This is a genomic window from Streptococcus mitis (assembly GCA_001560895.1).
Classification (GTDB): Bacteria; Bacillota; Bacilli; order Lactobacillales; family Streptococcaceae; genus Streptococcus; species Streptococcus mitis_Q.
Map to the genome: position 1 here is coordinate 1,211,019 of CP014326.1, position 25,565 is coordinate 1,236,583.

Annotated in this window: 19 protein-coding genes and 1 pseudogene; 3 read left to right on the plus strand and 17 right to left on the minus strand. The window is 39.6% G+C overall.

All coding sequences use genetic code 11. From position 1 onward, the window contains the following. Positions 1 to 345: 345 nt before the first annotated feature. The 5 genes from AXK38_05825 to AXK38_05845 all read right to left on the minus strand — a co-directional run bounded on the left by AXK38_05825 (position 346) and on the right by AXK38_05845 (position 4,320). Complete coding sequence (locus tag AXK38_05825; protein ID AMH88787.1) at positions 346 to 1,425, minus strand: carbamoyl-phosphate synthase small subunit; 1,080 nt, start codon at positions 1,423 to 1,425, stop codon at positions 346 to 348. 49 nt (positions 1,426 to 1,474) lie between these two features. Next, on the minus strand, positions 1,475 to 2,398 hold the full coding sequence (locus AXK38_05830; GenBank protein AMH88788.1) for an aspartate carbamoyltransferase catalytic subunit: 924 nt from the start codon (positions 2,396 to 2,398) through the stop codon (positions 1,475 to 1,477). An 18-nt stretch (positions 2,399 to 2,416) separates the two neighbouring features. Continuing rightward, positions 2,417 to 2,938, minus strand: coding sequence for a phosphoribosyl transferase (locus tag AXK38_05835; GenBank protein AMH88789.1), 522 nt, complete (start codon positions 2,936 to 2,938; stop codon positions 2,417 to 2,419). 210 nt (positions 2,939 to 3,148) lie between these two features. After that, positions 3,149 to 3,778, minus strand: coding sequence for an endonuclease III (locus tag AXK38_05840; GenBank protein AMH88790.1), 630 nt, complete (start codon positions 3,776 to 3,778; stop codon positions 3,149 to 3,151). Further along, positions 3,778 to 4,320 (minus strand): DNA-binding protein, encoded by a 543-nt coding sequence (locus AXK38_05845; GenBank protein ID AMH88791.1) that lies wholly within the window; start codon positions 4,318 to 4,320, stop codon positions 3,778 to 3,780. Before AXK38_05845 ends, AXK38_05840 begins: the two co-directional genes overlap by 1 nt. Positions 4,321 to 4,486: 166 nt before the next feature. On the opposite strand from AXK38_05845, the pseudogene AXK38_05850 reads away from it, so the two are divergent. Both AXK38_05850 and AXK38_05855 read left to right on the plus strand, forming a co-directional pair. Continuing rightward, positions 4,487 to 4,600 (plus strand): annotated as a pseudogene (locus AXK38_05850) (helicase BlpT). A gap of 349 nt (positions 4,601 to 4,949) precedes the next feature. Continuing rightward, on the plus strand, positions 4,950 to 6,509 hold the full coding sequence (locus AXK38_05855; GenBank protein ID AMH88792.1) for a multidrug ABC transporter ATP-binding protein: 1,560 nt from the start codon (positions 4,950 to 4,952) through the stop codon (positions 6,507 to 6,509). Between the two features lie 588 nt (positions 6,510 to 7,097). Here the strand turns inward: AXK38_05855 and AXK38_05860 are convergent. The 3 genes from AXK38_05860 to AXK38_05870 form a co-directional block, all read right to left on the minus strand. Continuing rightward, positions 7,098 to 10,610 (minus strand): HIT family hydrolase, encoded by a 3,513-nt coding sequence (locus AXK38_05860; GenBank protein ID AMH88793.1) that lies wholly within the window; start codon positions 10,608 to 10,610, stop codon positions 7,098 to 7,100. Between the two features lie 211 nt (positions 10,611 to 10,821). Continuing rightward, the gene (locus AXK38_05865; GenBank protein AMH88794.1) at positions 10,822 to 13,947 is read right to left on the minus strand and encodes a pneumococcal histidine triad protein B; all 3,126 of its coding nucleotides are present in this window, start codon (positions 13,945 to 13,947) and stop codon (positions 10,822 to 10,824) included. Between the two features lie 7 nt (positions 13,948 to 13,954). Beyond that, positions 13,955 to 14,872 carry an adhesion protein gene (locus tag AXK38_05870; GenBank protein AMH88795.1) on the minus strand — a complete coding sequence of 306 codons (918 nt, stop codon included), beginning with the start codon at positions 14,870 to 14,872 and terminating at the stop codon, positions 13,955 to 13,957. Between the two features lie 151 nt (positions 14,873 to 15,023). Here AXK38_05870 and AXK38_05875 point away from each other — a divergent pair, with 151 nt between their 5' ends. Then, positions 15,024 to 15,239, plus strand: coding sequence for a hypothetical protein (locus AXK38_05875; protein ID AMH88796.1), 216 nt, complete (start codon positions 15,024 to 15,026; stop codon positions 15,237 to 15,239). Here AXK38_05875 and AXK38_05880 read toward each other — a convergent pair. From AXK38_05880 to AXK38_05920, 9 genes are all read right to left on the minus strand, one after another. Then, positions 15,212 to 16,603: an amino acid permease gene (locus AXK38_05880; protein AMH88797.1), complete on the minus strand. Its 1,392-nt coding sequence runs from the start codon at positions 16,601 to 16,603 to the stop codon at positions 15,212 to 15,214. The genes AXK38_05875 and AXK38_05880 overlap by 28 nt on opposite strands. Before the next feature lie 121 nt (positions 16,604 to 16,724). Then, complete coding sequence (locus AXK38_05885; protein AMH88798.1) at positions 16,725 to 17,291, minus strand: thioredoxin; 567 nt, start codon at positions 17,289 to 17,291, stop codon at positions 16,725 to 16,727. Positions 17,292 to 17,302: 11 nt separating this feature from the next. Further along, positions 17,303 to 18,010, minus strand: a complete 708-nt coding sequence (locus AXK38_05890) for a cytochrome C biogenesis protein (protein AMH88799.1) — start codon at positions 18,008 to 18,010, stop codon at positions 17,303 to 17,305. Between the two features lie 267 nt (positions 18,011 to 18,277). Further along, a complete protein-coding gene (locus AXK38_05895; GenBank protein ID AMH88800.1) occupies positions 18,278 to 19,138 on the minus strand; it encodes a methionine aminopeptidase in 861 nt (286 codons plus the stop codon). A 15-nt stretch (positions 19,139 to 19,153) separates the two neighbouring features. Next, positions 19,154 to 20,431: a hypothetical protein gene (locus tag AXK38_05900; protein AMH88801.1), complete on the minus strand. Its 1,278-nt coding sequence runs from the start codon at positions 20,429 to 20,431 to the stop codon at positions 19,154 to 19,156. After that, positions 20,424 to 20,975: a GNAT family acetyltransferase gene (locus tag AXK38_05905; protein ID AMH88802.1), complete on the minus strand. Its 552-nt coding sequence runs from the start codon at positions 20,973 to 20,975 to the stop codon at positions 20,424 to 20,426. Before AXK38_05905 ends, AXK38_05900 begins: the two co-directional genes overlap by 8 nt. A gap of 15 nt (positions 20,976 to 20,990) precedes the next feature. Further along, a complete protein-coding gene (locus tag AXK38_05910) occupies positions 20,991 to 22,250 on the minus strand; it encodes a UDP-N-acetylglucosamine 1-carboxyvinyltransferase (GenBank protein ID AMH88803.1) in 1,260 nt (419 codons plus the stop codon). Between the two features lie 519 nt (positions 22,251 to 22,769). After that, the gene (locus tag AXK38_05915; protein AMH88804.1) at positions 22,770 to 23,759 is read right to left on the minus strand and encodes a lipoate--protein ligase; all 990 of its coding nucleotides are present in this window, start codon (positions 23,757 to 23,759) and stop codon (positions 22,770 to 22,772) included. A gap of 59 nt (positions 23,760 to 23,818) precedes the next feature. Then, on the minus strand, positions 23,819 to 25,522 hold the full coding sequence (locus AXK38_05920; GenBank protein ID AMH88805.1) for a dihydrolipoyl dehydrogenase: 1,704 nt from the start codon (positions 25,520 to 25,522) through the stop codon (positions 23,819 to 23,821). Positions 25,523 to 25,565 lie beyond the last annotated feature (43 nt).

Below are 25,565 nucleotides of genomic sequence, written 5' to 3' on the forward strand. Positions count from 1 at the left end.
GGGCGTGTTCACTTCCGCGAACAATGTATCTTCTCCTTTCTATTCGGCAACTCTCGGGTTGCCATTAAATAAATTCTCCGACGATTTTTTAGAGAAACGATATTTTTCGATAAAAAATCTAGTGCAGGGAGTTTTTAGTTCGCCTGATAGCGACTAAAAGAAACGACCTGCCTTTCTATTCGTCGCCTCACAGAGCGACATTAAATAAGATACAAAGGACGAATAGAAAGCGATTGAATTTTAGGAAATCAAGGAAGGATTGACAATCCAAGTTGGTTTCTCTAAATTCCGAGCTTTCCGTCCGTGTTCAGTTACATAAATTCTCCGACGAGCTTTTACTCGTTCTTAGTTTGATTGTTTAAAAGCTTCCATCATCTCGATAAACTCGTCAAATAGGTAGCTAGCGTCGTGTGGACCAGGGGCTGCATCTGGATGGTATTGAACAGAGAAAGCAGGTTGGTATCTGTGACGCACACCTTCAACTGACTTGTCATTGATTTCTTCGTGGGTGATAATCAAGTGCTCTGGCAAGTCCTCACGGCTGACTGCATAACCGTGGTTCTGGCTAGTAAAGTCTACACGGCCTGTAGCAATCTCACGTACTGCATGGTTAAAGCCACGGTGACCAAACTTCATCTTGTAAGTCTTAGCTCCGTTTGCCATAGCAAAGAGTTGGTGTCCCATACAAATACCAAAGATTGGAATTTTCCCTTGCACACCGCGAATCATATCCAGTGCTTGTGGAACGTCTTCTGGGTTACCTGGACCATTTGACAACATAACTCCGTCAGGATTGAGATGGAGAATTTCTTCCGCCGTTGTTGAATAAGGAACAACCGTCACGTTACAGTTGCGCTTAGAAAGTTCACGTAGGATTGAGTGCTTGAGACCAAAGTCCACTAGCACTACGCTTAAACCAACTCCTGGAGCTGGATATGAAGTTTTAGTAGAAACCTGCTTGATATTATCTGTCGGCAAGACTGTTGCTTGGAGCTGGTCCGTCACGTGGTCCATACTGTCCCCAACATGGGTCAAGGTTGCACGCATAGTACCATGCTTACGGATAATCTTAGTAAGAGCACGCGTATCAATTCCTGAGATACCAGGAATTTTCTTGGCTTTCAAAAATTCATCCAGCGTCATTTGATTTCGCCAGTTGCTTGCTCTACGTGCTTCTTCGAAAACAACGACTCCCTTACAAGTTGGAATAATGGATTCGTAATCATCACGATTTATTCCATAATTCCCCACCAAAGGATAGGTAAAGGTCAAGATTTGTCCATTATAAGACTGGTCTGTAATGGATTCTTGGTAGCCGGTCATCCCTGTATTAAAGACGATTTCACCTGTTACATCAATATCTGCTCCGAAGGCCTTGCCTTCAAAAACTGTACCATCTTCTAATACTAGAAGTCTTTTTGTCATATTCTCACCTCTCGTGGACGCTCACTGGCGTCTTTTAACGTCTTGTGTTTTAATTGGCGTTTCTACTCGCCAGTACGGATTCTAAGATTGCCATTCGAACAAAGACACCATTGGTCATTTGTTGGACAATCCGTGATTTTGGTGCTTCAACCAAGTGATCTGCGATTTCTACATCACGATTGACTGGAGCTGGGTGCATTAGGATTGCTGTTTCTTTCAAGCGATCGTAACGTTCTTGAGTCAAGCCATGTTGCGCATGGTAGTCTTCTTTTGAAAAGACTGCTCCACTATCATGACGTTCATGTTGCACACGAAGAAACATCATGACATCCACCTGATCAATGATTTCATCAATGGTTACAAACTGTCCATAGTCTGCAAACTCTTGACTTCTCCATTCCTCAGGTCCTGCAAAGAACAGTTCAGCTCCCAAGCGTTTCAAAATCTGCATATTGGATTTGGCAACGCGTGAGTGGTCCAAGTCGCCTGCAATAGCAACCTTGAGACCCTCAAAGTGACCAAATTCCTCATAAATAGTCATCAAATCAAGCAAGCTCTGGCTAGGATGTTGACCCGAACCGTCTCCACCATTGATAATGGAAGTCGTAATCGTCGGACTTGCAATCAACTCTCTATAGTAGTCGACCTCTGGGTGACGAATCACACAGACATCCACTCCTAGTGCAGATATGGTCAAGATGGTATCATAAAGTGTTTCACCCTTATTGACCGAACTAGTCTTCACATCAAAGTCAAGTCGTTCCAGCCCCAGTTTAATCTCTGCTACTTCAAAGGACTTATGCGTCCGTGTAGAATCTTCAAAGAAAAGATTGGAAACAATCGGATGGTCTTCATAAGGAAGCTGGGCTCCGTTTTTAAACTCTATTCCTCGCTTGATCAATTTCATCACTTGATCAACAGTAATGTATTCCATGGACACCACATGGTTCAGTGCTTGTTGATTTTCTGACATGGCTACTCCTTTAGCTTTCTAAGCTTCTTCAGTAATCAGAACTCTGTCTTGGCCATCAAGTTCTGCCATCTCTACGATGATTTCTTCAGAACGACTGGTCGGGATATTTTTCCCAACGTAATCTGGACGGATTGGCAATTCTCTATGTCCACGATCGACTAGAACTGCTAAACTCACGCGCGCAGGACGACCATGACCTACAATATTATCAATAGCAGCGCGGATGGTACGGCCTGTATAAAGAACATCATCCACCAAGATAACTTCACGGTCTGTCACATCAACAGAAACCAAAGAAGTATCTTCTCCACTTTTAACATCGTCACGGAAAGGTTTCGTATCCAATTCCACAACAGGAACTGAAAGGTTTTCTAGCTGCTCCAAACGTTCTTGGATACGGTGGGCGATAAAGACACCACGAGTTTTAATACCAGCCAAGACGATTTTATTCAAATCTTTGTTACGTTCGATAATCTCATAGGTAATACGCGTAATCGCTCGTTTGACGGTCAATTCGTCTACAACTTCTTTTGTCTTCATGACAAACCTCCAAAAAGAAAAGTCTCCTTAAACAAGGAGACTTGAAATGTATAGCCAAGCGAGCCCTACTGCAAACAGTATAGACTTCACCCTTCTACTTTATCACGCTCCTTGCCTGCCTCACGGGACAGGTTTAAAGGAATATTTAATTATCAATTACTATAGCACAAATCATGCTTAAAATCAAGCAAAAACTTTCGATGTTCCATCTTACAAATTGCTAAAATCATATAATTGTGGGTACTGGTCACACTCTGGATTTTTAGGATGACAGATGGCTCTTCCAAAATAAATCATGGCCTGATGGGCTGCCAGCCACTGCTCCGGTGGCAAGATATCCATGACCCGCTTTTCCACCTCAAGTGGCGTAGCTGATTTTTTGACGATATCGTGGTGCTTACAAATACGCTCCACATGAGTATCAACTGCAAAGGCTGGAATCCCAAAGCCCACACTCATAACTACATTGGCTGTCTTGCGACCAACACCTGCTAGACTTTCTAATTCCTCACGTGTCTGAGGAACTTGACCATCAAAATCGTCTAATAGTTGTTGGGCACATTTTTTAAGGAATTTAGCTTTATTCCGATACAATCCCAAACGAGAAATGTGTGAAGCAATTTCACTCTCAGTTGCCACAGACATGGCTTGTGGCGTTGGAAAGGCGGCAAAGAGACCTGGTGTTGCCTTATTTACTGCTGCATCCGTCGTCTGGGCTGACAACATGACCGCAACCAGGAGTTCAAAATGATTGGTAAAGTCAAGACTAGGCTTGGCATCTGGGAAAAGAGCAATGATTTCTTCAAGCACCTTTCGTGCGCGTTTTTTTGACAAGACCATTATTCGTCTCCGTCAAATAGTCCTTGTAAGCCAGCAAAAGGACTGTTTTCTTCTTTCTTGACTGCTTGTTGGGCTTGGTATTCTTCCTCTGTCATGATTTGCCAGTCATTTCCTGACACAAAACCTTGACCCGCTTCTTCTTCAGCTGTCAAGACCTTAATAGGGATATTGAGCAGGATATTGTCTGATACGCTCTCAGCAAGATCTAGCTCTCCATTTTCAATAGGCAAGACCAAGTCATCATCTAAAACCTCTTGATCTAACTGGTTGGTTGCCCCTTCCATGAAAACTTCTGTGACTGGATAAGATTCAGCTAACTCAACTGGCTCCATACTACGACTTGAAGCAAGAACAATGGTGTAAGATAACTGATAATCTAAGAAATACATACGGTCTTCGTACTGTACTTTCCCAACAGCAAGGATATCTTTCACATCTAAAATTTCTTGATTACGTGCACGCAAGTCTGCGACTAGGTCTAAACTTTGTTCAAAGTGCAAGCCTTCAGACTGCTTGCGGATCTCTTGAATATTTAATTTCATACTTCCTCCATAAAGATTTACTCTCTTGATTATACCATGAAAAGGCTACAAATCAGCCCACCAAACTTTGTAATTAGAATTCGAATTACTCAACATATTTATGTTATTTTTGTTTTTTAGTGCTATACTATAGGAAAGAATACATCAGAGCAAGGAGGATGCTCACATGAAAGACAAAGAACTCATTACTAATGCAACCCAACTCCTATCCGAGTTAAATAAAAGTTTCCAAAGCTGCAAACAGGGTAGGGCTGATGATATTCGACTACAAGAGCTGCTTTGGGGATTTTAGAACTTGGAATTTCCAGTTTTCTATTGACAAAATATCCTGAAAGGTATAGGATAGAGGTACTAATACTCGGAGGTAAGGGAGACATGAACAACTAAGTCTATCAAATAAAGAACCTTTATTTAGTAGATCTTGTTTTTGTCTCTTTTTGTGTGCTCTTTTCATACTAGATTTTCTAGTATCTTATCCTCATTGAAAATCAAAAAACTAGAAAGCTAACCATCTGCTCCTCTTGAGTTGGATTAGGCAATCCTAAGCTAGTTTGACGAGCTTTTCAACGATGATAATAGAGTTTTTGATATAAACTTTGGCTCTACTAGGTAAAGTAGAGCTTTTTGTTATGCACAATCGACATTCTAGAAAGGGCAACAATATGATAAAAATCAATCATCTGACCATCACACAAAACAAAGATTTACGAGACCTTGTATCTGACCTAACCATGACTATCCAATACGGGGAAAAGGTTGCTATTATTGGTGAAGAAGGAAATGGTAAATCGACTTTACTACGAGCTTTAATGGGGGAAGCATTACCTGATTTTACTATCAAGGGCGACATCCAGTCTGACCTTCAATCACTGGCATATATTCCTCAAAAACTCCCTGAAATCCTGAAAAATAGAACTCTACACGACTACTTCTTTTTGGATTCTGCTGATTTAGACTACAGTATTCTTTATCGTTTGGCGGAGGAGCTGCACTTTGATAGCGACCGTTTTGCTAGCGACCAAGAAATTAGCAGCCTATCAGGGGGCGAAGCTTTGAAAATTCAGCTCATACACGAGTTAGCAAAACCTTTTGAGATTCTATTTTTAGATGAACCTTCAAATGACCTAGACCTTGAGACGGTTGATTGGCTAAAAAGTCAGATTCAAAAGATTAGACAAACTGTTATTTTCATTTCCCATGATGAAGACTTTCTTTCTCAAACGGCTGATACTATTGTCCACTTGCGACTGGTCAAGCATCGGAAAGAAGCGGAAACACTAGTCGAGCATTTAGACTATGATCGCTATAGCGAGCAGAGAAAGGTTCATTTTGCCAGACAAAGTCAGCAAGCTGCTAACGACCAAAGAGCCTATGATAAAACCATGGAAAAGCATCGCCGAGTCAAGCAAAATGTAGAAACTGCACTTCGAGCAACTAAAGACAGTACTGCCGGTCGCCTATTGGCTAAAAAGATGAAAACTGTTCTCTCTCAAGAAAAACGCTTTGAAAAGGAAGCTCAGTCCATGACCCAAATGCCACTTGAAGAGGAACAAATCCAACTTTTCTTTTCAGACATCCAACCATTACCATCTTCTAAAGTTTTAGTCCAACTGGAAAAAGAAAATTTGTCCATTGGCGAGCGTATTTTAGCTCAGGAGTTACAACTAACGGTCCGTGGCCAAGATAAAATCGGTATCATCGGGCCAAATGGTGTTGGAAAATCAACTCTGTTAGCCAAGTTTCAACAACTGCTCAGCGCCAAAAGAGAAATATCGCTTGGTTTTATGCCACAAGATTACCATAAAAAACTACAATTGGATCTATCTCCAGTAGCCTATCTCAGCAAAACTGGGGAAAAAGAGGAACTACAGAAAATCCAATCTCACCTAGCCAGTCTCAATTTCAGCTATCCAGAGATGCATCACCAAATCCGCTCCTTATCTGGCGGACAACAAGGTAAACTCCTGCTTTTGGATTTAGTGTTGCGCAAACCAAACTTTCTCCTTCTAGATGAACCCACACGAAACTTTTCTCCAACTTCTCAACCCCAAATCAGAAAACTCTTTACCACTTATCCAGGCGGTCTCGTCACTGTTTCGCATGACCGTTGTTTCTTAAAAGAGGTCTGTTCGACCATCTATCGCTTGACAGAACATGGTTTGGAGATAGTTAATTTAGAAGATTTATAAACAAAAAGAAACCTAAAGAATTGTTGGAAAAACAATCTTTAAAATACGACTACAATGTTTATTTTTAATAAATTGATTACTATAGATTAAGTTTGGGACAAATTTTATAATATTCATACTCATGAGGATAATTCTTTGCTTTGGAGCACTATTTAAACATTATAATCAGTGATAAATCTTATGTTCACAGTCAAGTCAATCATTTCTTTCACAGTCATTCATAAGCAACTCTAAGTAATACTCAATGAAAATCAAAGAGCAAACTAGGAAGCTAGCCGCAGGTTGCTCAAAGCACTGCTTTGAGGTTGTAGATAGAACTGACAAAGTCAGTTCAAAACATGTTTTTGAGGTTGCGGATGAAACTGACAAAGTCAGTAACCATATATACGGCAAGGTGAAGCTGACGTGGTTTTGAGAGATTTTCGAAGAGTATAACCAGATAAAAACTCACTTCAAAATAGAAAAAAACGAGCACTTCCTCTTTTGGAAATGCTCGTTTTCTTATGTTGCCACAGTTTATAATTACAATGAGAAATAGGAAACAGCCTTGAATGGCAAAATCTCCTAGATCTCCGACTACCAACTTTTTTACTCTACTGGTTTTTCTTGATTTCCAGTACTTGTTGTAGATTCTGTTGTTCCCTTTTCTGAAGTTGATTCAGCAGGTTTAGAATCTGTTGTGTTGCTTGGTTTGTTTTCGTCATTTGCAGTTTCACTGTTAGATTCCGCAGCTGCTAATATTTCAGTTTCAGTACTGGTCTTCTCAGACTTTGCTGCTGGAGTTGCTTCTTCAGTTACGCTTGATTTTGACTTGATTTCTTGATTCAAGACCAGAATAGCTTTTGTCAATTCAAGTAAAGCAGCCTTATCTTTACTCTTGGCAGAAAGTTGATCTAGTAAAGCATCTACCTTATCAAAGTCCTCATCAGAACCCTTATTGTTTTCTAAGTAAGCGTGAAGCGACATGAGGATATCGTAGAGTTTTTGATAGAGTACAAGTGTCTGAGGATCTTGCTCAGTATTTTCCTTCTCTTGTTGAAGGGTGCTAGCGATACGAGTCAAGACATCTTTTACCTGACTGTTTACTTCATCCAAGTCTGCATCAGCCTTGTTTGTGGCAGCTTTAAGATTTTCTACTTCTTCTGCCAAAGATTGTCTGATTCCTTCTTCTTGGATTTGTTCCAAGAGTTGAGTTGCCTTGTTCAAAAGACTTTCTACTTCTTCCTTGCTGACATGATTGACATGCTCCTCAGGCATAAAGTCTCCGTACAATTCTTTCAAGAAGCCATAAATAGCTGTCTTGGCACTTTGATTATCTACTTTTTCAGTATCTAGAACTGTCTTACTTGATTTCGCAGCAGTTGGTTGAGCTTTCAAAGCTTCTTCCACTTCTTGTTTTGCCTGATAGATACTTGGGAATAATTTGTTCAATTCTGCTGCCTTAAGGAAGGATTGAGATTGATACAAGGTCCAAGTTAACTGAGCTACTTTGTTTCGAAGTTCATCACTCAAACGACCGTCATTGACATGTTCGTAGAAATACTTGATGTATTCTACAGTTGTAACACCTGTTCGATCATTAAAGTCTTGAAGAGCTTGAAGTTGTGATTCAACCGCTGCTAAACCAGCCTCATCTTTAGCCAACTTAGCTTCCTGGAGTCGAACGAGAAGGTCTTTCTTAGGAAGTCCATAAGAATCTGTATCTAGTGTATTGATTTTATCAATCAAGGCCTGATATTTCTTATCTAGAGCGCTTGTTTTAACAGGCTTGACACTTTCATCAATATGGATATATTGCTTATCAAAGAGATCCAGTGTTGCAAGATAACCTGCTGTAGAGTTAGTTGCCAGTTTCTTCATGTTTTCAGTAAACTGACCTAAAGCTAACTCGATCTGTCTTTGTTCGATAGGTTTGTCTTTATAGATGTTTCTGCTTTCAGCTAGAAGTTGATCTACTTTTGCCAAAACTGCCTTCTCATCAAAAGCTCCAGGTTGGTAGTTGGATTGTAGAGCTGGAATTTTATTTTTCAAAGCCACTTCATAGCCCTTGGTTTGAACCTTGATGTAGTGATTGTGGTCACCATGAGGGATCACAAAACTACCATTTTCTACCTGCAAACTATAAGGAGACACACCATCACGTAAGGCAGTCGTATAGAGTTCATTTAGGAAATCAAGTTCTGGATTTCCAGTTTGAAGAGGAATCCGAACGTGTTCCTTACGAACAGCGTAAGGATGAATATGAGTTGGATCGTAGGCTTGGTCTGGATTTCCAAAGACAAAGAATCCGTTGGAAATTCTAATAGCTTCAAGTGGAACTCCGTATGTTTTAGAAATATAAGCAATTTTTTCTTCATCACTAGCATCTCTTGAGAAAGACTCTACCGTTTTAGCAAGAGGTTTTACAGGCTCTGCATCATGATGTGTTTTCAAATGATCCTGAGCTGCCTTAATTTGCTCCGCTGTCAAGTCCTTCTTGAAGAAATAATGATTGTGGTCTCCGTGACTCATGACAAATCCTTGCTCATCCTCACTAATGACGCGATCGGCATCAAATCCATGATCATGGCCTTCATCATGATGGTGTCCATGATGATCTTCGTCGTGATCGGCATCATGTGCTGGTGTTGTTGTATTTGCCCCTTTCAAGTGGTCTTGCGCAGCCTTAATTTGGTCTGCTGTCAAATCCTTCTTGAAGAAGTAATGATTGTGATCACCGTGACTCATGATAAAACCTTGCTCATCTTCAGCAATAATACGATTAGCGTCAAAGCCGTGACCATCTTCTTCATGTTCCTCATGTGAAGTTCCTGGATTGATTGGAAGTGATGGCGAAGGTGTTGCTAGACCGTTGCTCGGAAGAATCGGTTGACCAATTTGATTCGCCTTAAGGATGTAATGGAAATGATCACCATGTCTTACAATATAAGCTGTAGCCGTCTCTTCAACGATATCTTTTGGATTAAAAATATAACCATCAGATGCTGAAGAGAGTTCCTTACTTGTCGTTGAAGAAGAAGGATTACTTGAAAGACTTCCTAGACTAGACGCTACTTTATTAGGTTTTTCATTTGTAGAAACTGTAGAACCAGTTCCACCGATAGGCACCATTCTAGCAATCTTTTCTTCTAAAGCAGAGAGCTTGCTGTAAGGAATAAAATGATAATGGTCGCCATGCGGAATCGCAACTCCATTTGGTGTACGACTGATAATCTTAGCAGGGTCAAAGACTAAGCCATCTGATTCACTGTAACGTTGATCGCTAGGTGAATCGTAGAGTTCTTTCAATAGACTTTGGAGATTGTCAACTTTGCTTTCTGGCTTGCTAGTTGATTCTTTTCCTATAGCTTGATTAGTATTGTCACTAGCTGTTGAAGAATAGCTTAACTGGCTCGGTTTCGTATTTTTGCCTGCTAGATGAGCTTTTGCTGCTGCTAATTCACTGGCAGATAAATCACTTTTTGGAATGTAGTGATAGTGACCTCCATGAGGAACGATATAAGCATCACCCGTATCTTCAATAATATCAGCTGGATTAAAGACATAGCCATCATCTGTCGTATAGCGTCCCTGAGACCTTGCTACAGCAACATCAGAGCTGACCTTCTCCTTATCTTTGACATGTTCTTGTTTTTGACGGTTGATTTCATCTTTGGTTCGAACATTATCAGCATGAGCTACATCTTTCAAATAGACATAATATTTTCCATCGACCTTGATGATATAGCCACCCTTAACCTCGTTGACAATATCTCCATCCTTAAGTTGGTAGTTTGGATCCTTCATCAGAAGTTCTTCACTAAAGAGGGCATCATAAGGAACTTTCCCGTTATAGTAATGATAGTGATCACCGTGTGATGTCACATATCCCTGATCTGTAATCTTAATAACAATTTGCTCGGCCTGAATTCCTTCTTTTTGGCTGACCTGATCTGGTGTCAGGTTTTCAGTTTTCTGACTTGACTGACTGCCATCCACATAAGAGACACGATTATTGTCCTTATCTTCCTGCGAGCGATGCTGATTTAGCGCATAAGCACATAGACTCAAGGACACGATAACAGCTGATCCGACTGCTATATACTTTTTACTGAATTTCATAAATTCCTCATTTCAATAAATGATGAAGCTTTTTCTTAACTTCTTTTTCTCGGTTAAACAATTTTTTCTAAACTGGTTATTTAACCAATTAATTAACCAGTAAATAGTTTACCTTTTTTAAGCTTATCTGTCAAGATTTTTATATCATTTTAAAAAATAAAAGCCAGTATTGCTACTGACTCTTACATCATTTTGATTTAATAGGATAAACTTATGCTTCTGATTTCGTCGTTACTGACTCACTCCCTTTTAACAAAGCAAGTAATTTTTCTACTTCTGCCATGATACCATTATTATCCATGGTTTGGAGGCTCAAGTTATTTCGTAAACCAGATAGGCTCTCTGTCGCATTGGCTTTCAAACCAGCATCCGTTACTTTATCAAGTAAAGTTTCTACTTCTTTGAGCTTGGCTTCTACTTTTTCAGTCTCTACTTGAGGGACTTCATCTTCGTCTGTTTTATCTTTAGACTCCTCCGCTGTCTCTTCTTCATCAGTACTCGGTTTATAAAGATTATCTACTGAAGGATTTAAAGCAGCGTGATTCTCTTTTTCATCAGATTCAGGGCGAGTTGGCTCACTTACTTCATCATGTTCCTTATTTTCATTATGTTTACCGTCTTGGTCTGCCTTATTTTTACGAACATGGTCGCTGGCATTTCCCCAACCATTATCTGAGTGAGGACGTTCTTCAGGATGTTCAACATAATATTTTACAGTCGCAAAGAGATCCTCAAGGCTATAACCCTTAGGTGCTTCATAGAGTCCTTCGTCAAACCAACCAAATTTAATATTATGGTAATGGTCGTAATGAGGTATAATTAAGCTACCATTTTTAACTTCAACAGTATGTTGTAGATTGTAAGGAATATGATCAAGTGGGACCTTCTTAGCTGCTTTCACTTTATTATAGATTGCTTCTACTCCTTTAACCTCAGTATTTCCTGAACCCTTATTCTCTGTTGAAGGAGGTGTCAAACCTTTCTCTTTAGCATAAGCCTGAGCTGCCACTCTTTCAGCTTCAGACAAACTCTCTTTCTTAATCCAGTGACTATGGGTCATATGTGGAGTTACATAAGCATCTCCCTCATCACTGGTAATATCACGAATATCAAAGATATATCCATCTTCTGTTGTATACTTACCTGCTAATTTCGCTAATTTAATTTCATCGTCTGTATAAGCAATTTGAGCATTTGGTTTTCCAAGTCGCTCTGGATGGGTAATTGGTGCTAGGAATGCCAATAAGTCATCTACCAATTTTCCTTTATTAGAAGATTCATCATTCAAGCGTTCTGCTAACTTGTCCAAGGCTTGGAAATCAAAAGTACGACCCTTATTTTCAGACAAGGCTTTATGAGCCTCGGTCAACAATTTATATGCTTTATCATAAAATTCTTGATCACGAGGAGCGACATTTTCTTTCTTCGCAACTAGAGCGTGTGTCTCTTTAGTTTTCTTAGACAAGAGATTTTCAATAACATCAATCTTATCCTTGGTCAAATCTTTAGCTAGAACGTAACGACTGACTCCCTTATCCTCGAAAATATAACCGCCGCCAACTTTTCTAACAACCTGGTTGACATCAAGTTCAGTCTGTTTATTTTCCGCTGGTACTTGAGGTTTGGTAGTAGGGGCTGGCTTCAGAGGAGTAACACTTGGCAAGACACTGCCATTTTGTCCCTTAACAGCTATCATACGAGCCAATTTTTCTTCCAGCGGTGACATTTGCGAATAAGGAATAAAGTGATAATGGTCTCCATGAGGCACTGCGACACCGTTAGCTGTACGTTTGATAATTTGTGCCGGATCAAAGACTAGGCCATCCGATTCCACATGTCGTTCTGACAAAGGTTTGGCATACAATTCACGTAAAAGTGTTGGAATATCTTCCCCTTGATTTTGATGATAAGTTGGAGTGACAGTCAGATTAGGAGTCTCTGGCAAACTTGGTTGAGTTGGTTTAGCATTATCACTACTTGGTTTACTTGAACTTATAGCAGAATGTGAGCCCTGTTTACCATTCCAATAAGCTTGAGCAGCAGCTAATTCTCCTGCTGACAAATCACTCTTAGGAATATAGTGGAAATGATTGCCGTGAGGGACAACAAAAGCATCACCTGTATCTTCAATCACATCTGTCGGACTAAAGACATACCCATCATCCGTTGTATAGGCCCCTCCAGTTCCTCTATTTGGTGCCTGCGTATTGAGATTAAAGTTTGGTTTAATCGTTGAACTTGGTGTTGAACTTGTTTTCTCAGGACTGCTTGGTTTCGTATTGTCAGAATGACTTTGAACTGGCTGACCTCCAATTGGCAAATTTCGAGCCAATTTTTCTTCCAAAGCAGACATTTGTGAATAAGGAATGAAATGGAAATGATCCCCGTGAGGAACTGCCACACCATTGGCAGTTCGTTTTGTAATCTGTGCCGGGTCAAATACCAATCCATCAGACTCCACATGACGTTGGCTAAGTGGCAAAGCGTACAATTCTTGAAGGAGACTAGCTAAATCCTCATTTTGACTCTCAGGAGCTTGGGCAGAATCTTGAGAAGCCTCAGATGGACTCGTTCTCATACTAAATCTTGTTTCAGCTCTGCTTAAACGGTATTCAACCGTACTTAATTGACCGCCTTTTCCAGATAGGAAGGCTTGGGCAGCAGCTAATTCACTGGCAGACAAATCACTCTTAGGAATATAGTGGAAGTGATTACCATGAGGTACGATATAAGCATCACCAGTGTCCTCAATGATATCAGATGCATTAAAGATATAACCATCATCCGTTGTATAACGTCCTTGGGCTCTGGCTGCAACTACTGCCTGATCGTTAGAACCGCCCCCGTGATTACTACTGTGTTCCTGCTTCTGACGTTTAATCTCTTCTTTTGTCCGAATATTATCCGCATGAGCCGCATCCTTGAGGTAAACATAGTATTTTCCGTCTACCTTAATCACATAGCCACCCTTGATTTCATTGACGATGTCTGAATCCTTCAACTGATAATTCGGATCTTTCATGAGGAGTTCTTCACTGATAATAGCATCGTAAGGAACCTTGCCATTATAGTAATGATAATGGTCTCCATGAGAGGTCACATAACCTTGATCCGTAATCTTAATGACGATTTGCTCGGCATTGATCCCCTCTCTCTTACTGACTTCATCTGGTGTTAAATTTTCTGCCTTTTGACCAGCCTGATCAGCATCTATATAAGCAACTCGATTAGACTCTTTCTTAACTTGACCAGCTTGATAACGACCAAGTTCATAGGAACAAACACTTAGGGCAAGAACTGCCACTGAACTTGCTACATATTTTTTATTGATTTTCATTCTTTCCTCATTTCAATTCTTCTGCTAGAACACTCATATTTTCTTCAAGGTTTTCTAGATAAGTCTTGTCATTTTGTGGGTCTGCTTCTAAAGGATTTAGAGTTTTAAGACCCACACCTGTTGATTTGACAAGAGTTCCAGCTACTTTTGAAGAAGCGTTACTTTCTGTAAAAATCGTCTTAACCTTATAAGTTTTAACAAATTCCTGAATTTCAGTTAGTTGTCTTGGACTTGGTTCTTGTTCAGGAGAGATACCTGCAATACCCAATTGATTCAGTCCAAATCGCTTAGCTAGATAAGAAAAGGCTGTATGTTGTGTTACAAAGGTTTTCTGACTCGCTTTTTCAAATTTAGGTTGGAATTTCTTAGTCAATTCCTGAGCTTTTTTGATAAAGGCTTGCGCATTTTTCTGGTAAGTTTCTTTATGCTCACTGTCCACCTCTGAAAGTTTGTCAGCGATAATTTGCGCTTCTTCGCCAGCTTTTTCTGGATCTAGCCATGTGTGAGGGTCATAGAGCGTTTTTTCATCAACTCCATCCCCTGCTTCCACATCTTCTAGCCCTGGGACGCGGTCTAAAGTCATTCCCTCTGAAGCCTCTAAAACCTTGACTTTAGATTTTTTTAGATTGGGATCTAAACTTCCTGCCCAAGATTCGAGCGTATGAGAATGATAAACAAAGACGTCTGCATCATAGATGGCCGCGATGTCATTTGCTGAAGGTTCAAAGGAGTGAATCCCACTACTTGACTGAATCATCCGAACATCATTCAAATCACCAGATATCTCTTTAACCATAGAGTAGATAGGATAAAAACTGGTCACAATTTTCATCCCTTTTCCTGTTTGGCTTTCCTTTTGACCACAGGCCCCTAAACACAAAAGAAAGACACTTAACAATACTAAAAATAAACTTTGTTTTTTCATGGATAACCCCTTAACTATTTAATTAACTGGTAAACATTCTACTCCTAAAAATTTAATCTGTCAAGCTATTTTTAGAAAAATTTTGAAATTTCTTTCACATATAAAAATCTGCTGAGTTTCAACAACTCAACAGATTCTCACTTTATACTCAATGAAAATCAAAGAGCAAATTAGGAAGCTAGCCGTAGGTTGCTCAAAACACTGTTTTGAGGTTGTAGATAAGACTGACGAAGTCAGCTCAAAACATGTTTTTGAGGTTGTAGATGAAACTGACGAAGTCAATAACCATATATACGGCAAGGCGAAGCTGACGTGGTTTGAAGAGATTTTCGAAGAGTATTATTCTTCTATGGTAGAATGCTTATAGCCATAAGTGAAGTAAATCATACTTCCTACTAACAACGCAACTAGGAAAGCAATCCAAGTTTCCATATTATACTGCAACATAAAGGATAAACAAATGATGATTGATAAAATCGGTAACAGAGGTACCAATGGTGTTTTAAATTCGCCCGCTTTGGGCATTCCTTTTTCTTTCCGTAAACGAATCAAGCCGTAAGCAAGCATCATCAAGTAGGCCAAGGTACAAATGTTTAAGAAGGCTGCGATACTGGCTAGTGGGAATATTCCTGCAGCTACTGCTGAAGCTAGACCCGTCAAGATAGTAGCATTCTTGGGTACCTTGCTAGTCTTCGTTAGTTCTTTAAAGGCGGCAGGCATCAATCCGTCACGCGCTAAACTGTAAATCATACGCGATAGGGCATAGGTCATCGAAATACAAACTGTAATCAAGGTCAAGATAGCCACTAATGACACATAGTTGGCTGCCCAACTAATCCCAACACTACGAAGGGCAAAGGCAACGGCATCGTCGACATTTAGATGACTATAGTGAACCACACCAGTCAGGACAAGCGTCACCAAGGCATAGAGAATAGTTACGATAGAAAGCGATAAGACAATCCCTCTAGGAATATTTTTTTGAGGAGTCTTGACTTCATCTACAGCCATAGAGATGGATTCAAATCCCAAAAAACCGAAAAACATCAAGGATGCACCAGCCATAATACCAGTACTAGCACCATAGATTTGTCCAAAACCATAGGGAGCAAAATTACTCCAGTTATCAAGTTTGATATGCCAGATTCCTACTAAAACAAAGAGAGCTAAAGCGGAAAATTTCAAAATCACTAGAATAGAATTAAAGCGTAAGGCTGCTTTAGCATTGAGTAAAACAAGCGAGGTCACCAAGACCAAGACAAGAATAGGCAATAAATCAACAAATGTCCCTGCTTGAGGATTAAAGGTCCCATTTAAAGCCTGAGGAAGGGCTATCCCGTATTGAGAGAGCAAGCCTTTAAAATAAGCTGCCCACCCCGAAGCTACGCCTGATATGGCTGTCATGAACTCCATCATGGTTAACCAACCAGCCAACCAAGCAGGGAATTCTCCTAATATAGCATAGAGATAGCTGTAGGCACCACCTGTAGCAGGTACTCGCGAAGCAAATTCTGCAAAAAAGAGGGCTGATAATCCAACGCACAAGGCAGAAATGACGATTGAAATCACTAGGGCTGGACCAGCAAGCGTTGCAGCTGCAGTACCTGTAATTGTAAAAACACCTGTACCAACCATGGCTCCGATACCCAGCAAAATCAAATCCCATAACTTCAAATGCCTGTGCATCTCTGTTTTATCCAAACTAACATTCTTTGTTCTAAATATATTCATCTTTCTTCTCCAAATAAAATGATGATTCTATTTTACCATAAATATAGGATATTTGTGAATATTTATAAAATGTTTTTCTAAAAAAATCTGATTACATATTGTAATCAGATTTTTATCGATTCTAGTTCATTTCTTTAAAGGCTGCTTCCGCATCCGCATTGCTGATGACACCAAATTGAATCTTTCCAATCTTTCCTTGGCTATCAATTAAATATTCTGTAGGAATGCTTCGAATTTGATAAGCTTGGAAGGTGGTTGCTTTGGTATCATAAAGAACTGGGATATCCTTATAACCTTGATCTTGGAACCATTGTGGGAATTGCTCAACAGTTTTTTCACCTTGAATTCCTGGTGCAATGACACTAAGAATTTCGAAATCACGATCTGGTTTCGCAGCTAATTCCATCAACTCAGGCATACTTTTCTTACATGGACCACACCATGAAGCCCAAAATTTCAAGTAGACTTTTTTACCCTTATAATCAGATAACCTAACTTCTTTACCATCCATGGATTGCAAGGTGAAGTCTGGAGCTTCTTTTCCAACAGCAATTTGTTGTACAGGCGTTTGTTGCTGCTGTTTTGGGGCTTGTTCTGGTGCTTGAGTCTTTTTAGTTTCTTCCTCCCCGCAAGCTATTAAAACGACTAATGACAAGAGGCTTAAGCCAGCAAACATTGCTTTTTTCATCTTTTTCTCCTTTATTCAAAAATTCCAGCTAGAACATTTACTTGTCCTAGTATTAACAAAATTCCCATTAAAATAATGAGGAAACCACCAATTTTCTTCAGTAGCATCATATGACGCTTGATTTTACTAAAATAAGGCATCACTACACCTGAAGCTAGAGCCAAAACCAAGAAAGGAATGGCCATCCCTAGAGTGTAAATAAGAGTATAGATAGCACCTTGCCAAGCTCCATTACCACCAGAAGCCGCAAGAGCTAAAACCGAACTCAAAACTGGACCGATACATGGCGTCCAACCGAAGCTAAAGGTAATACCAAGTAAAAATGCCGACCAATAACGATTGGCTTCTGATTTCTTAAAAGTAAAGCTTTTTTGAACCTCTAATTTCTTAAAATGAAAAATTTCCATCTGGTGAAGGCCTAAAATGATAATAATCGTACCCATAGTATAGCGAAACCAATTGGCATAGAGAATATTACCAAAGTAACCAGCACCAAATCCTAGAATAAAGAAAATAAGAGAAATACCTGCAATAAAGCAAAGCGTTCGAATCAGACCCGACCAAAGAACCTTTCTCCCAAATAAGGAAAAACTTTTTGCACTTTCCTGATCATCCAGCAAAATTCCAGTGTAAACGGGTAACAGAGGAAAAATACAGGGAGAAAAGAAGGACAAGACCCCTGCTAGAAAAACGGAGATTGAAAATACTAGCGTTTCCAATAAAGAACCAACTTTCTTAAGAATTTAAACCTATTGTACTATAAATATTAAAATTTGTATCAAGTTTGCTACGGTTAACTGTTTTTATCATTATATTATATGGAATAAACTCTTTAATAGTACACTATGTTTTCTAAAACATTGTTAGAAATTGATTTGAATTTCTCAATCAAGTTGTTCGGTTTTTTCATTTCACTATAGATAAAAGAAAAAATTGAAGAAAATTGTCCAAAGAGCCACTTTTTCTTCAATCTGTTTTTAATTATTTTAATAAGTTCCTTCTTCACCTTGACTAGTCAAGATAACAGGACCATCTTTCGTAATCACGAATTGGTGTTCATACTGGCATGACAATCCACCGTCGATGGTTTTATGTGCCCAACCAGTTTTCATATCTGTATCGATTTCCCAGTCACCTGTATTGATCATTGGTTCAATTGTCAAGACCATCCCTTCACGGAGACGGAGTCCACGACCTGCAATACCATAGTTAGGAACCATTGGTTCTTCGTGCATAGTTGGTCCAACACCATGACCAACCAAATCACGCACTACCCCGTAACCACGACTTTCAGCGTATTCTTGAATAGCCGCACCGATATCACCGATACGATTTCCAACGACAGCTTGCTCGATTCCCTTGTACATGGCTTCTTTGGTTACATCCATCAAATTTTTCACTTCTTCGGACGGTGTACCTACAGCGTAAGCCCAACATGAGTCTGCTAGACCACCAGAATAGCTCTGAGTGTATTTTTTCATTTGCTCGACATTGTTGAAGTTTAATTTTGAGACATTCAAATCAGATTTGGCAATTGGACCTCCCAAAACCATATCCACTTTGAGCAAATCACCATCTTTCAAGATATAATGACGAGGGAAAGCGTGAGCAACTTCATCATTAAGAGAGCAGCAGGTAGCATAAGGATAATCCATCATGGCACCGTCAACCCCAATCTGAAGTGGAAGGAAATTTTCTTCCTTACAACGACGGCGAACATACTCTTCAACTTCCCACATATCTACGCCAGGCTTAATCAAATCACGTAAGCCGATATGAATACTTGCAAGGAAATCACCGGCTTTATCCATAGCTTCGATTTCACGAGCTGATTTTAATGTTATCATCTTTTCTCCTAGTTTCTAATTAATTTTAACGGTCACATTTGCTTTTGAAACAATCTGATGACCGTGATAAATATCGTAGTCAATAATAGCTGATCGTCTAGTATGATGGATAATGCGTGCTTGAATGCGCAGTATATCATCAATCTGAACAGCCTGCAAAAAGTAGATCAGCATCTGCTCGATAATGAGATTGCGCCCGCTATTCACAACTAAATCTTGGGTCATGTGAGTCAAAATTTCAGCTAATACACCATTAGCCAAAACACCGTTTTTTTCAAGCATAAAAGGTTCCACTGTAATGACTACTTCATCATGGTGATAAGAGAGTTTTTGTCCAATCTGCTCAGAAAAAGTTGGTAGAGCCGAAACTTGGGAACGACTCATTTTCTCCATGACATCTCGTCGTGTCACAACTCCAAGCAAGGTTTGATTATTCCGAACAACCGGTACCATTTCAAAGTCTTCAGCAATCATCCGTTGACTCACATTGGCAATATTTGTCGATAAACCAACTAAAAATAGACTACGCGACATGACCTTGTCAATTGTGGTACTTGGTGACTTATCACCAGCGTCTCTCATGGTTACAACTCCAACAACAACCTGATGTTGGTTAATCACTGGAAAACGACTGCTACGATTCTTACGAACTAAGTCCAAATAATCTTTAACGGTGTCAGTCTCTCTCAGAAAACCATACTCATGACTCGGACGATAAAGTTTCTCAACTGTCAGAATATCCGTCTTAATTTGAACATTTGACAAGGCTTTATTGATCATGGTCGCAACAGTGAAAGTATCATGCTTGCTTCTTAAAACAGGAATTCCTTTTTGATTTGCCAGTTTAAGAACATCATCATGAACATGGAAACCACCTGTAACCAAGACTGCATTTTCATTTTCAAGCGCTAATAATTGGATACGAGTACGATCTCCGACAATCAAGAGCCCCCCATCATGAAGGTAAGACAAGATGTTTTGTTCAGTCATGGCACCGATTGAAAACTTGCTAAATTCTCTCTCTAAACCTTCTTGACCAGCCAGAACCTCCGAAGAAGTCACTTCTGCAATTTCATCAAAAGTTAATCTTTCAATAGCAACTTTCTGGGATTTAACGCGAATAGTACCACTTCTTGGTCGAGTCTCCACAATTCCACGGTTTTCAGCTTCCTTGATAGCGCGATAAGCCGTTCCATCACTGACTCCCAGATGGTTGGAAATACTACGAACACTAACCCTCTTTCCGACAGGTAATTCTTCCAAATAGCTTAGAATTTCCTGATGCTTACTCATTGAATTCTCCTTTTACATACCGAAATTCAAGATAATCCCGCATTTTTCTTGTGTAGCGATCACTTCCCTTAAACTGACGGAACAAACTAAATCCAGCCTTAAGAGCAACCTTTTGACTTGCTTCATTTTCGAGATGGGTAATAATAGATAATTGTTTTAAGCCAAATTCCTCAAAAGAAAGCTGACAAATTTTTCTAACAACCTCTGTCATAAATCCTTGACACCATACATCTTTTCTCAAAAAATAGCCAAGTTCTGCTTCTTTTTTAATTTCATCTAGCTTCTCAAACTTAATTGAACCAATCATTTTTTCAGTTTTCTTATCACAAATAGCCCATACTCCTAAAGGAACCTTCATAAAATAATTGGCCAGTGCATATTGACTCTCTTCAGGACTAGCTTGACTTGGAAAAATGAATTGTAAATTTTCTGGATTTGAAGCTATCTCATGGAAGTCCTTACTATCACTAAAAAAGAAAGGACGCAAATACAAGCGATCCGTTTCAAAAAAAGAAAACATTGCTAATTTGGTCCAAATATTCATAAACACCTCTACGGTTTAATCCTCAACAAGTGTAATATCCGCTCCTAGATTACGTAATTTTTCGATAATATCAGAATAACCACGTAAGATAAACTCGATATTGGTAATTTCAGTTTGTCCCTCGGCCATCAAACCAGCAATAACTAAAGCTGCACCAGCTCTCAGGTCAGTTGCTTTAACACTTGCCCCACGCAAATCACGTCCACCTGTGTACAAAATATGACCATTTGTTGTCGAAATGTCCGCATCCATCTTTGCTAGTTCAAAAACATGATTTACACGTTTTTCGTAAATCGTATCGACAATTGTACCACGACCATTCGCTCTTAGTAAAAGTGGAGTAATCGGTTGTTGCAAGTCAGTAGCAAAACCTGGGTAAGGAGCCGTCTTAATATTGATTGCTTTCAAATTAGACTGCTCTTCGACAAAAATGCTGTCTTCAGATACAGTCATTCTCACTCCCATTTCTTCCAGCTTAGCAATAAATCCTTCTAGGTGTTCGTAAAGAACATTATTTATACGAATCCCCTTGCCGACTGCAGCAGCTAAAGAAATATATGTTCCAGCTTCGATACGGTCTGGAATCACCTGATGACGGGTTCCATGTAATCTTTCAACACCATCAATAATGATGATATTAGTTCCTGCACCGCGGATATGGGCTCCCATATTATTCAAGAGAGTAGCTACATCAATAATCTCAGGCTCACGGGCTGCATTTTCAATAATGGTACGACCATTTGCTTTAACTGCAGCAATCATCGTATTAATCGTCGCACCAACACTAACCGTATCCATGTAAATACTTGCACCATGAAGTCCTGTATCTTTAGCAGATAACTTCATGTTATCTCCCTCGTAGCTAACAGTGGCACCCATAGCTTCAAAAGCCTTAAGGTGTAGGTCAATCGGACGAGGACCAAGATCACATCCTCCCGGCAAACCAACTGTCGCTTCACCAAAGCGGCCTAAGAGGCTCCCATAAAAATAGTAAGATGCACGAAGACTGTTAATTTTACCATAAGGCATTGGAATATTTTGAACACCTCTTGGATCAATCTCCAAGACATCGTCATAACGCTTAACAGTAGCTCCCATCAATTCCATAATTTCGACAAGACTGGCTACATCCGAAATATCTGGAACACAATCCAAAGTCACCACATCATCAGCCAATATAATAGCTGGAATTAAGGCCACAACACTATTTTTAGCACCACTAATAGTGATTTCACCTTGCAGTGGTAATCCACCATTGATAACAATTTTTCTCATTATAAGTTTTTAATACTCTTTCAAGATTTCTAATAAGGTCTTTAAAATAAATTATATCATAAATGTAACCTTTTTTCCATCCTTTTCAATTTTATTGGATAGTAAGCAATAAATAGGATTAAGTTGAAAGGTTGAGTCCATATTTTATGAAACATCTTTTGATACTAAAAAATCCTGAATTAAAAATTATAAAATACCTCAAAAATTAGATTTTCTATGTCTAACTTTTGAGGTATCGTTCAACTATAGAAATAATAGTCTTTTGGTGGTGTCTATACTATATAGAAATCAAAAAGCAACTCGCGCCTGTGTCACCTTACAGTCAATCTAATACTAACTTTCTCATCTCAATATTCAATTGCAAATAGTCGTATTTACTTGACTCAGATCAAACTTCCAAGTTTTTTATTAAGCATTGGAAGTGAGTTCTTTTTGATTCTCGTTCAGCAGATTGCAAGACTTGTCCTATCCAGATAATATCTTTTCTGCAATCCACAATGACTAACCAATAGCTTTTCTTTACTCTACTACCGCTTCAGCGATTTCTTCACGGCTAATACCAGCGAAGTAGCGTGTAATATCAATAGTTTCCAGAGCTTTAAGAACATCTTCACGTTCGTATTTGACGCCACGAAGGACATCTTCTACAGCTGCAACGTCCTCGATACCAAAGAAGTCACCATAAATCTTGATGTCTTGAATTTTTGATTCGACGACATTCGCAAAGACTTCGACTTTACCACTGGTGAATTTTGTCCCACGACGGACGTTAAACTCAGGTGATTTACCATAGTTCCAATCCCAAGTTCCAAACTTAGTATCCTTGATGCGATTGATTTCAGCCAATTCTTCCTCAGAAAAGACGTATTCAGTCATCTCTGGGTACTCTTTTTTCATGTATTCCAATAGCAAATCACGGAATTCTTCAACTGTGATTTTTTCTGGTAGTTCATTGACAATATTGGTTACACGAGCACGAACCGATTTTACACCTTTTGATTCAAATTTATCTTTTGAAACCTTGAGGGCGTTAGCAAGGACTGACAAATCAACGTCAAAGAGCAAGCAGCCGTGGTGCATGATACGGCCATTGATATAGGCTTGGGCATTTCCACAGAATTTCTTGCCATCAATCTCTAGGTCATTACGGCCTGTGAACTCAGCTTTAACCCCAAGTTGAGCTAGTGTATTGATAACTGGAGTTGAGAAGCTCTTAAAGTCAAAAGCCTTGTTTTCATCTTCTTTTGAGATAATCGTGTAGTTGAGATTGTTTAAATCGTGGTAAACAGCTCCACCACCACTGATACGGCGGACTACCTCAATACCATTTTCACGAACATAATCACGGTTGATTTCTTCGATAGTATTCTGGTGACGACCAACAATGATAGATGGTTTGTTAATCCAAAGAAGGAAGATTTGATCCTCATCCAAAAGGTGTTTAAAGGCATATTCTTCCAAGGCAATATTAAAGGCAGTGTCGTTTGAATGATTGATAATATATTTCATGATATCCCTTTATACGATAGAAACTGGAAAGATATTTTCCAGTCTAGTCTATCTTCGTTTTATTTTTTCTTAGGTGAATGGATGGCCATTCCTAGAACATCCGCAAATGCTTCGTACATCACTTCAGAGTAGGTTGGGTGTCCGTGGATAGTCTTCAGCATTTCTTCAACAGTAATTTCCATTTCGATAATGCTTGACGCTTCGTTGATTAACTCTGCGGCTGCAGGACCGATAATGTGTACACCAAGGATTTCTCCGTATTTCTTATCTGCAATAACTTTTACGAAACCTTGAGCAGCATCTGAGGCAATGGCACGACCGTTAGCAGCAAAGTTGAACTTACCGATTTGGACATCGTATTTCTCACGAGCTTGTTCTTCTGTCAAACCTACTGCTGCTACTTCAGGAAGAGTGTAGATGGCTGCAGGAGTCAAGTTCAATTTGGCAACAGCATGATTTCCTTTAAGGGCATTTTCAGCGGCAACTTCACCCATGCGGAAAGCTGCGTGGGCCAACATCTTCGTACCGTTGATGTCACCTGGAGCGTAGATTCCAGGAACAGAAGTTTCCATGTATTCGTTGACCTTGATACGTCCACGATCCAGTTCAAACTCAACATCACCAATTCCTTCAAGGTCTGGCACACGACCGATTGAAAGAAGAGCTTTGCTTGCAATGATATCATCTTTTCCTTCAACCTTGATACGAAGTTGACCATTTTCCTCGATGATTTCTTGGAGCTTAGTGTCAGTTAAGATGGTCATACCTTTGCGCTCAAGGATCAAACGAAGGTTCTTAGAAACTTCAGCATCCATAGCTGGCACGATACGGTCCATCATTTCGATAACAGTTATCTTTGAACCAAATGTCATGAAAGCTTGGCCGAGTTCAATACCGACAACGCCACCACCGATGATAACAAGGCTTTCTGGTACTTCATTCATTTCAAGAATGTCGTCACTGGTCATGACAAGTGATGATTCCATACCAGGGACGTTAATCTTGCTGACTTTTGAACCACCAGCAAGGATAATTTTCTTAGTTTCAAGCAATTCAGAACCATTTACCAAGACATTCTTATCTTTAGTGATGGTACCGATACCCTTATGAACAGTAACTCCGTAGCTACGAAGAAGACCTGCAACACCGCCAACAAGAGTATTAACAACTTTAGATTTAGTTTCTAAAAGTTTTTCCATATCAACAGTGAAGTTAGGATTTTCAATTACGATACCACGATTTGCTGCATGACCGATATTCTCGATAATTTCAGCGTTATGGAGGTAAGTCTTAGTTGGAATACATCCGCGGTTCAAGCAAGTACCACCAAGTTCAGATTTCTCAACAAGAGCAACCTTACCACCTAATTGTGCAGCTTTAATAGCAGAAACATAACCAGCAGGTCCACCACCGATAACAACGATATCGTAAGCGTCATCGCTCTTACCATCATCGTTTGAAGCACTTGCTGTAGGTGCTGGGCTAGCTTCTGGCGCTACTACTCCAGCTGTTGGTATGTTTTCGCCTTCTTCACCGAGGTAACCGATAACTTCCGTTACAGGGACTGTTTCACCGTCCCCTTTAAGGATAGCGATCAAGTAACCGTCTTCTTCTGCTTCCAATTCCATGCTGACTTTGTCAGTCATGATTTCCAAAAGGATTTCTCCTTCTTTTACAAATTCTCCGACTTTTTTATTCCATTGGACAATTTGTCCTTCTGTCATATCCACGCCGGCTTTTGGCATAATTACTTCTAAGGCCATGTCTTCCTTCCTTTATCTATATCTTTAAAATGAATACTCTTGT

Coding starts and splice junctions, on each gene's coding strand:
- AXK38_05855 (AMH88792.1), top strand. CDS start 4,950: ATGCACAATCGACATTCTAGAAAGGGCAACAATATGATAAAAATCAAT.
- AXK38_05895 (AMH88800.1), bottom strand. CDS start 19,138: ATGATAACATTAAAATCAGCTCGTGAAATCGAAGCTATGGATAAAGCC.
- AXK38_05835 (AMH88789.1), bottom strand. CDS start 2,938: ATGAAGACAAAAGAAGTTGTAGACGAATTGACCGTCAAACGAGCGATT.
- AXK38_05900 (AMH88801.1), bottom strand. CDS start 20,431: ATGAGTAAGCATCAGGAAATTCTAAGCTATTTGGAAGAATTACCTGTC.
- AXK38_05915 (AMH88804.1), bottom strand. CDS start 23,759: ATGAAATATATTATCAATCATTCAAACGACACTGCCTTTAATATTGCC.
- AXK38_05870 (AMH88795.1), bottom strand. CDS start 14,872: ATGAAAAAACAAAGTTTATTTTTAGTATTGTTAAGTGTCTTTCTTTTG.
- AXK38_05920 (AMH88805.1), bottom strand. CDS start 25,522: ATGGCCTTAGAAGTAATTATGCCAAAAGCCGGCGTGGATATGACAGAA.
- AXK38_05840 (AMH88790.1), bottom strand. CDS start 3,778: ATGGTCTTGTCAAAAAAACGCGCACGAAAGGTGCTTGAAGAAATCATT.
- AXK38_05830 (AMH88788.1), bottom strand. CDS start 2,398: ATGTCAGAAAATCAACAAGCACTGAACCATGTGGTGTCCATGGAATAC.
- AXK38_05875 (AMH88796.1), top strand. CDS start 15,024: ATGAAAATCAAAGAGCAAATTAGGAAGCTAGCCGTAGGTTGCTCAAAA.
- AXK38_05880 (AMH88797.1), bottom strand. CDS start 16,603: ATGAATATATTTAGAACAAAGAATGTTAGTTTGGATAAAACAGAGATG.
- AXK38_05885 (AMH88798.1), bottom strand. CDS start 17,291: ATGAAAAAAGCAATGTTTGCTGGCTTAAGCCTCTTGTCATTAGTCGTT.
- AXK38_05825 (AMH88787.1), bottom strand. CDS start 1,425: ATGACAAAAAGACTTCTAGTATTAGAAGATGGTACAGTTTTTGAAGGC.
- AXK38_05910 (AMH88803.1), bottom strand. CDS start 22,250: ATGAGAAAAATTGTTATCAATGGTGGATTACCACTGCAAGGTGAAATC.
- AXK38_05845 (AMH88791.1), bottom strand. CDS start 4,320: ATGAAATTAAATATTCAAGAGATCCGCAAGCAGTCTGAAGGCTTGCAC.
- AXK38_05905 (AMH88802.1), bottom strand. CDS start 20,975: ATGAATATTTGGACCAAATTAGCAATGTTTTCTTTTTTTGAAACGGAT.
- AXK38_05860 (AMH88793.1), bottom strand. CDS start 10,610: ATGAAATTCAGTAAAAAGTATATAGCAGTCGGATCAGCTGTTATCGTG.
- AXK38_05865 (AMH88794.1), bottom strand. CDS start 13,947: ATGAAAATCAATAAAAAATATGTAGCAAGTTCAGTGGCAGTTCTTGCC.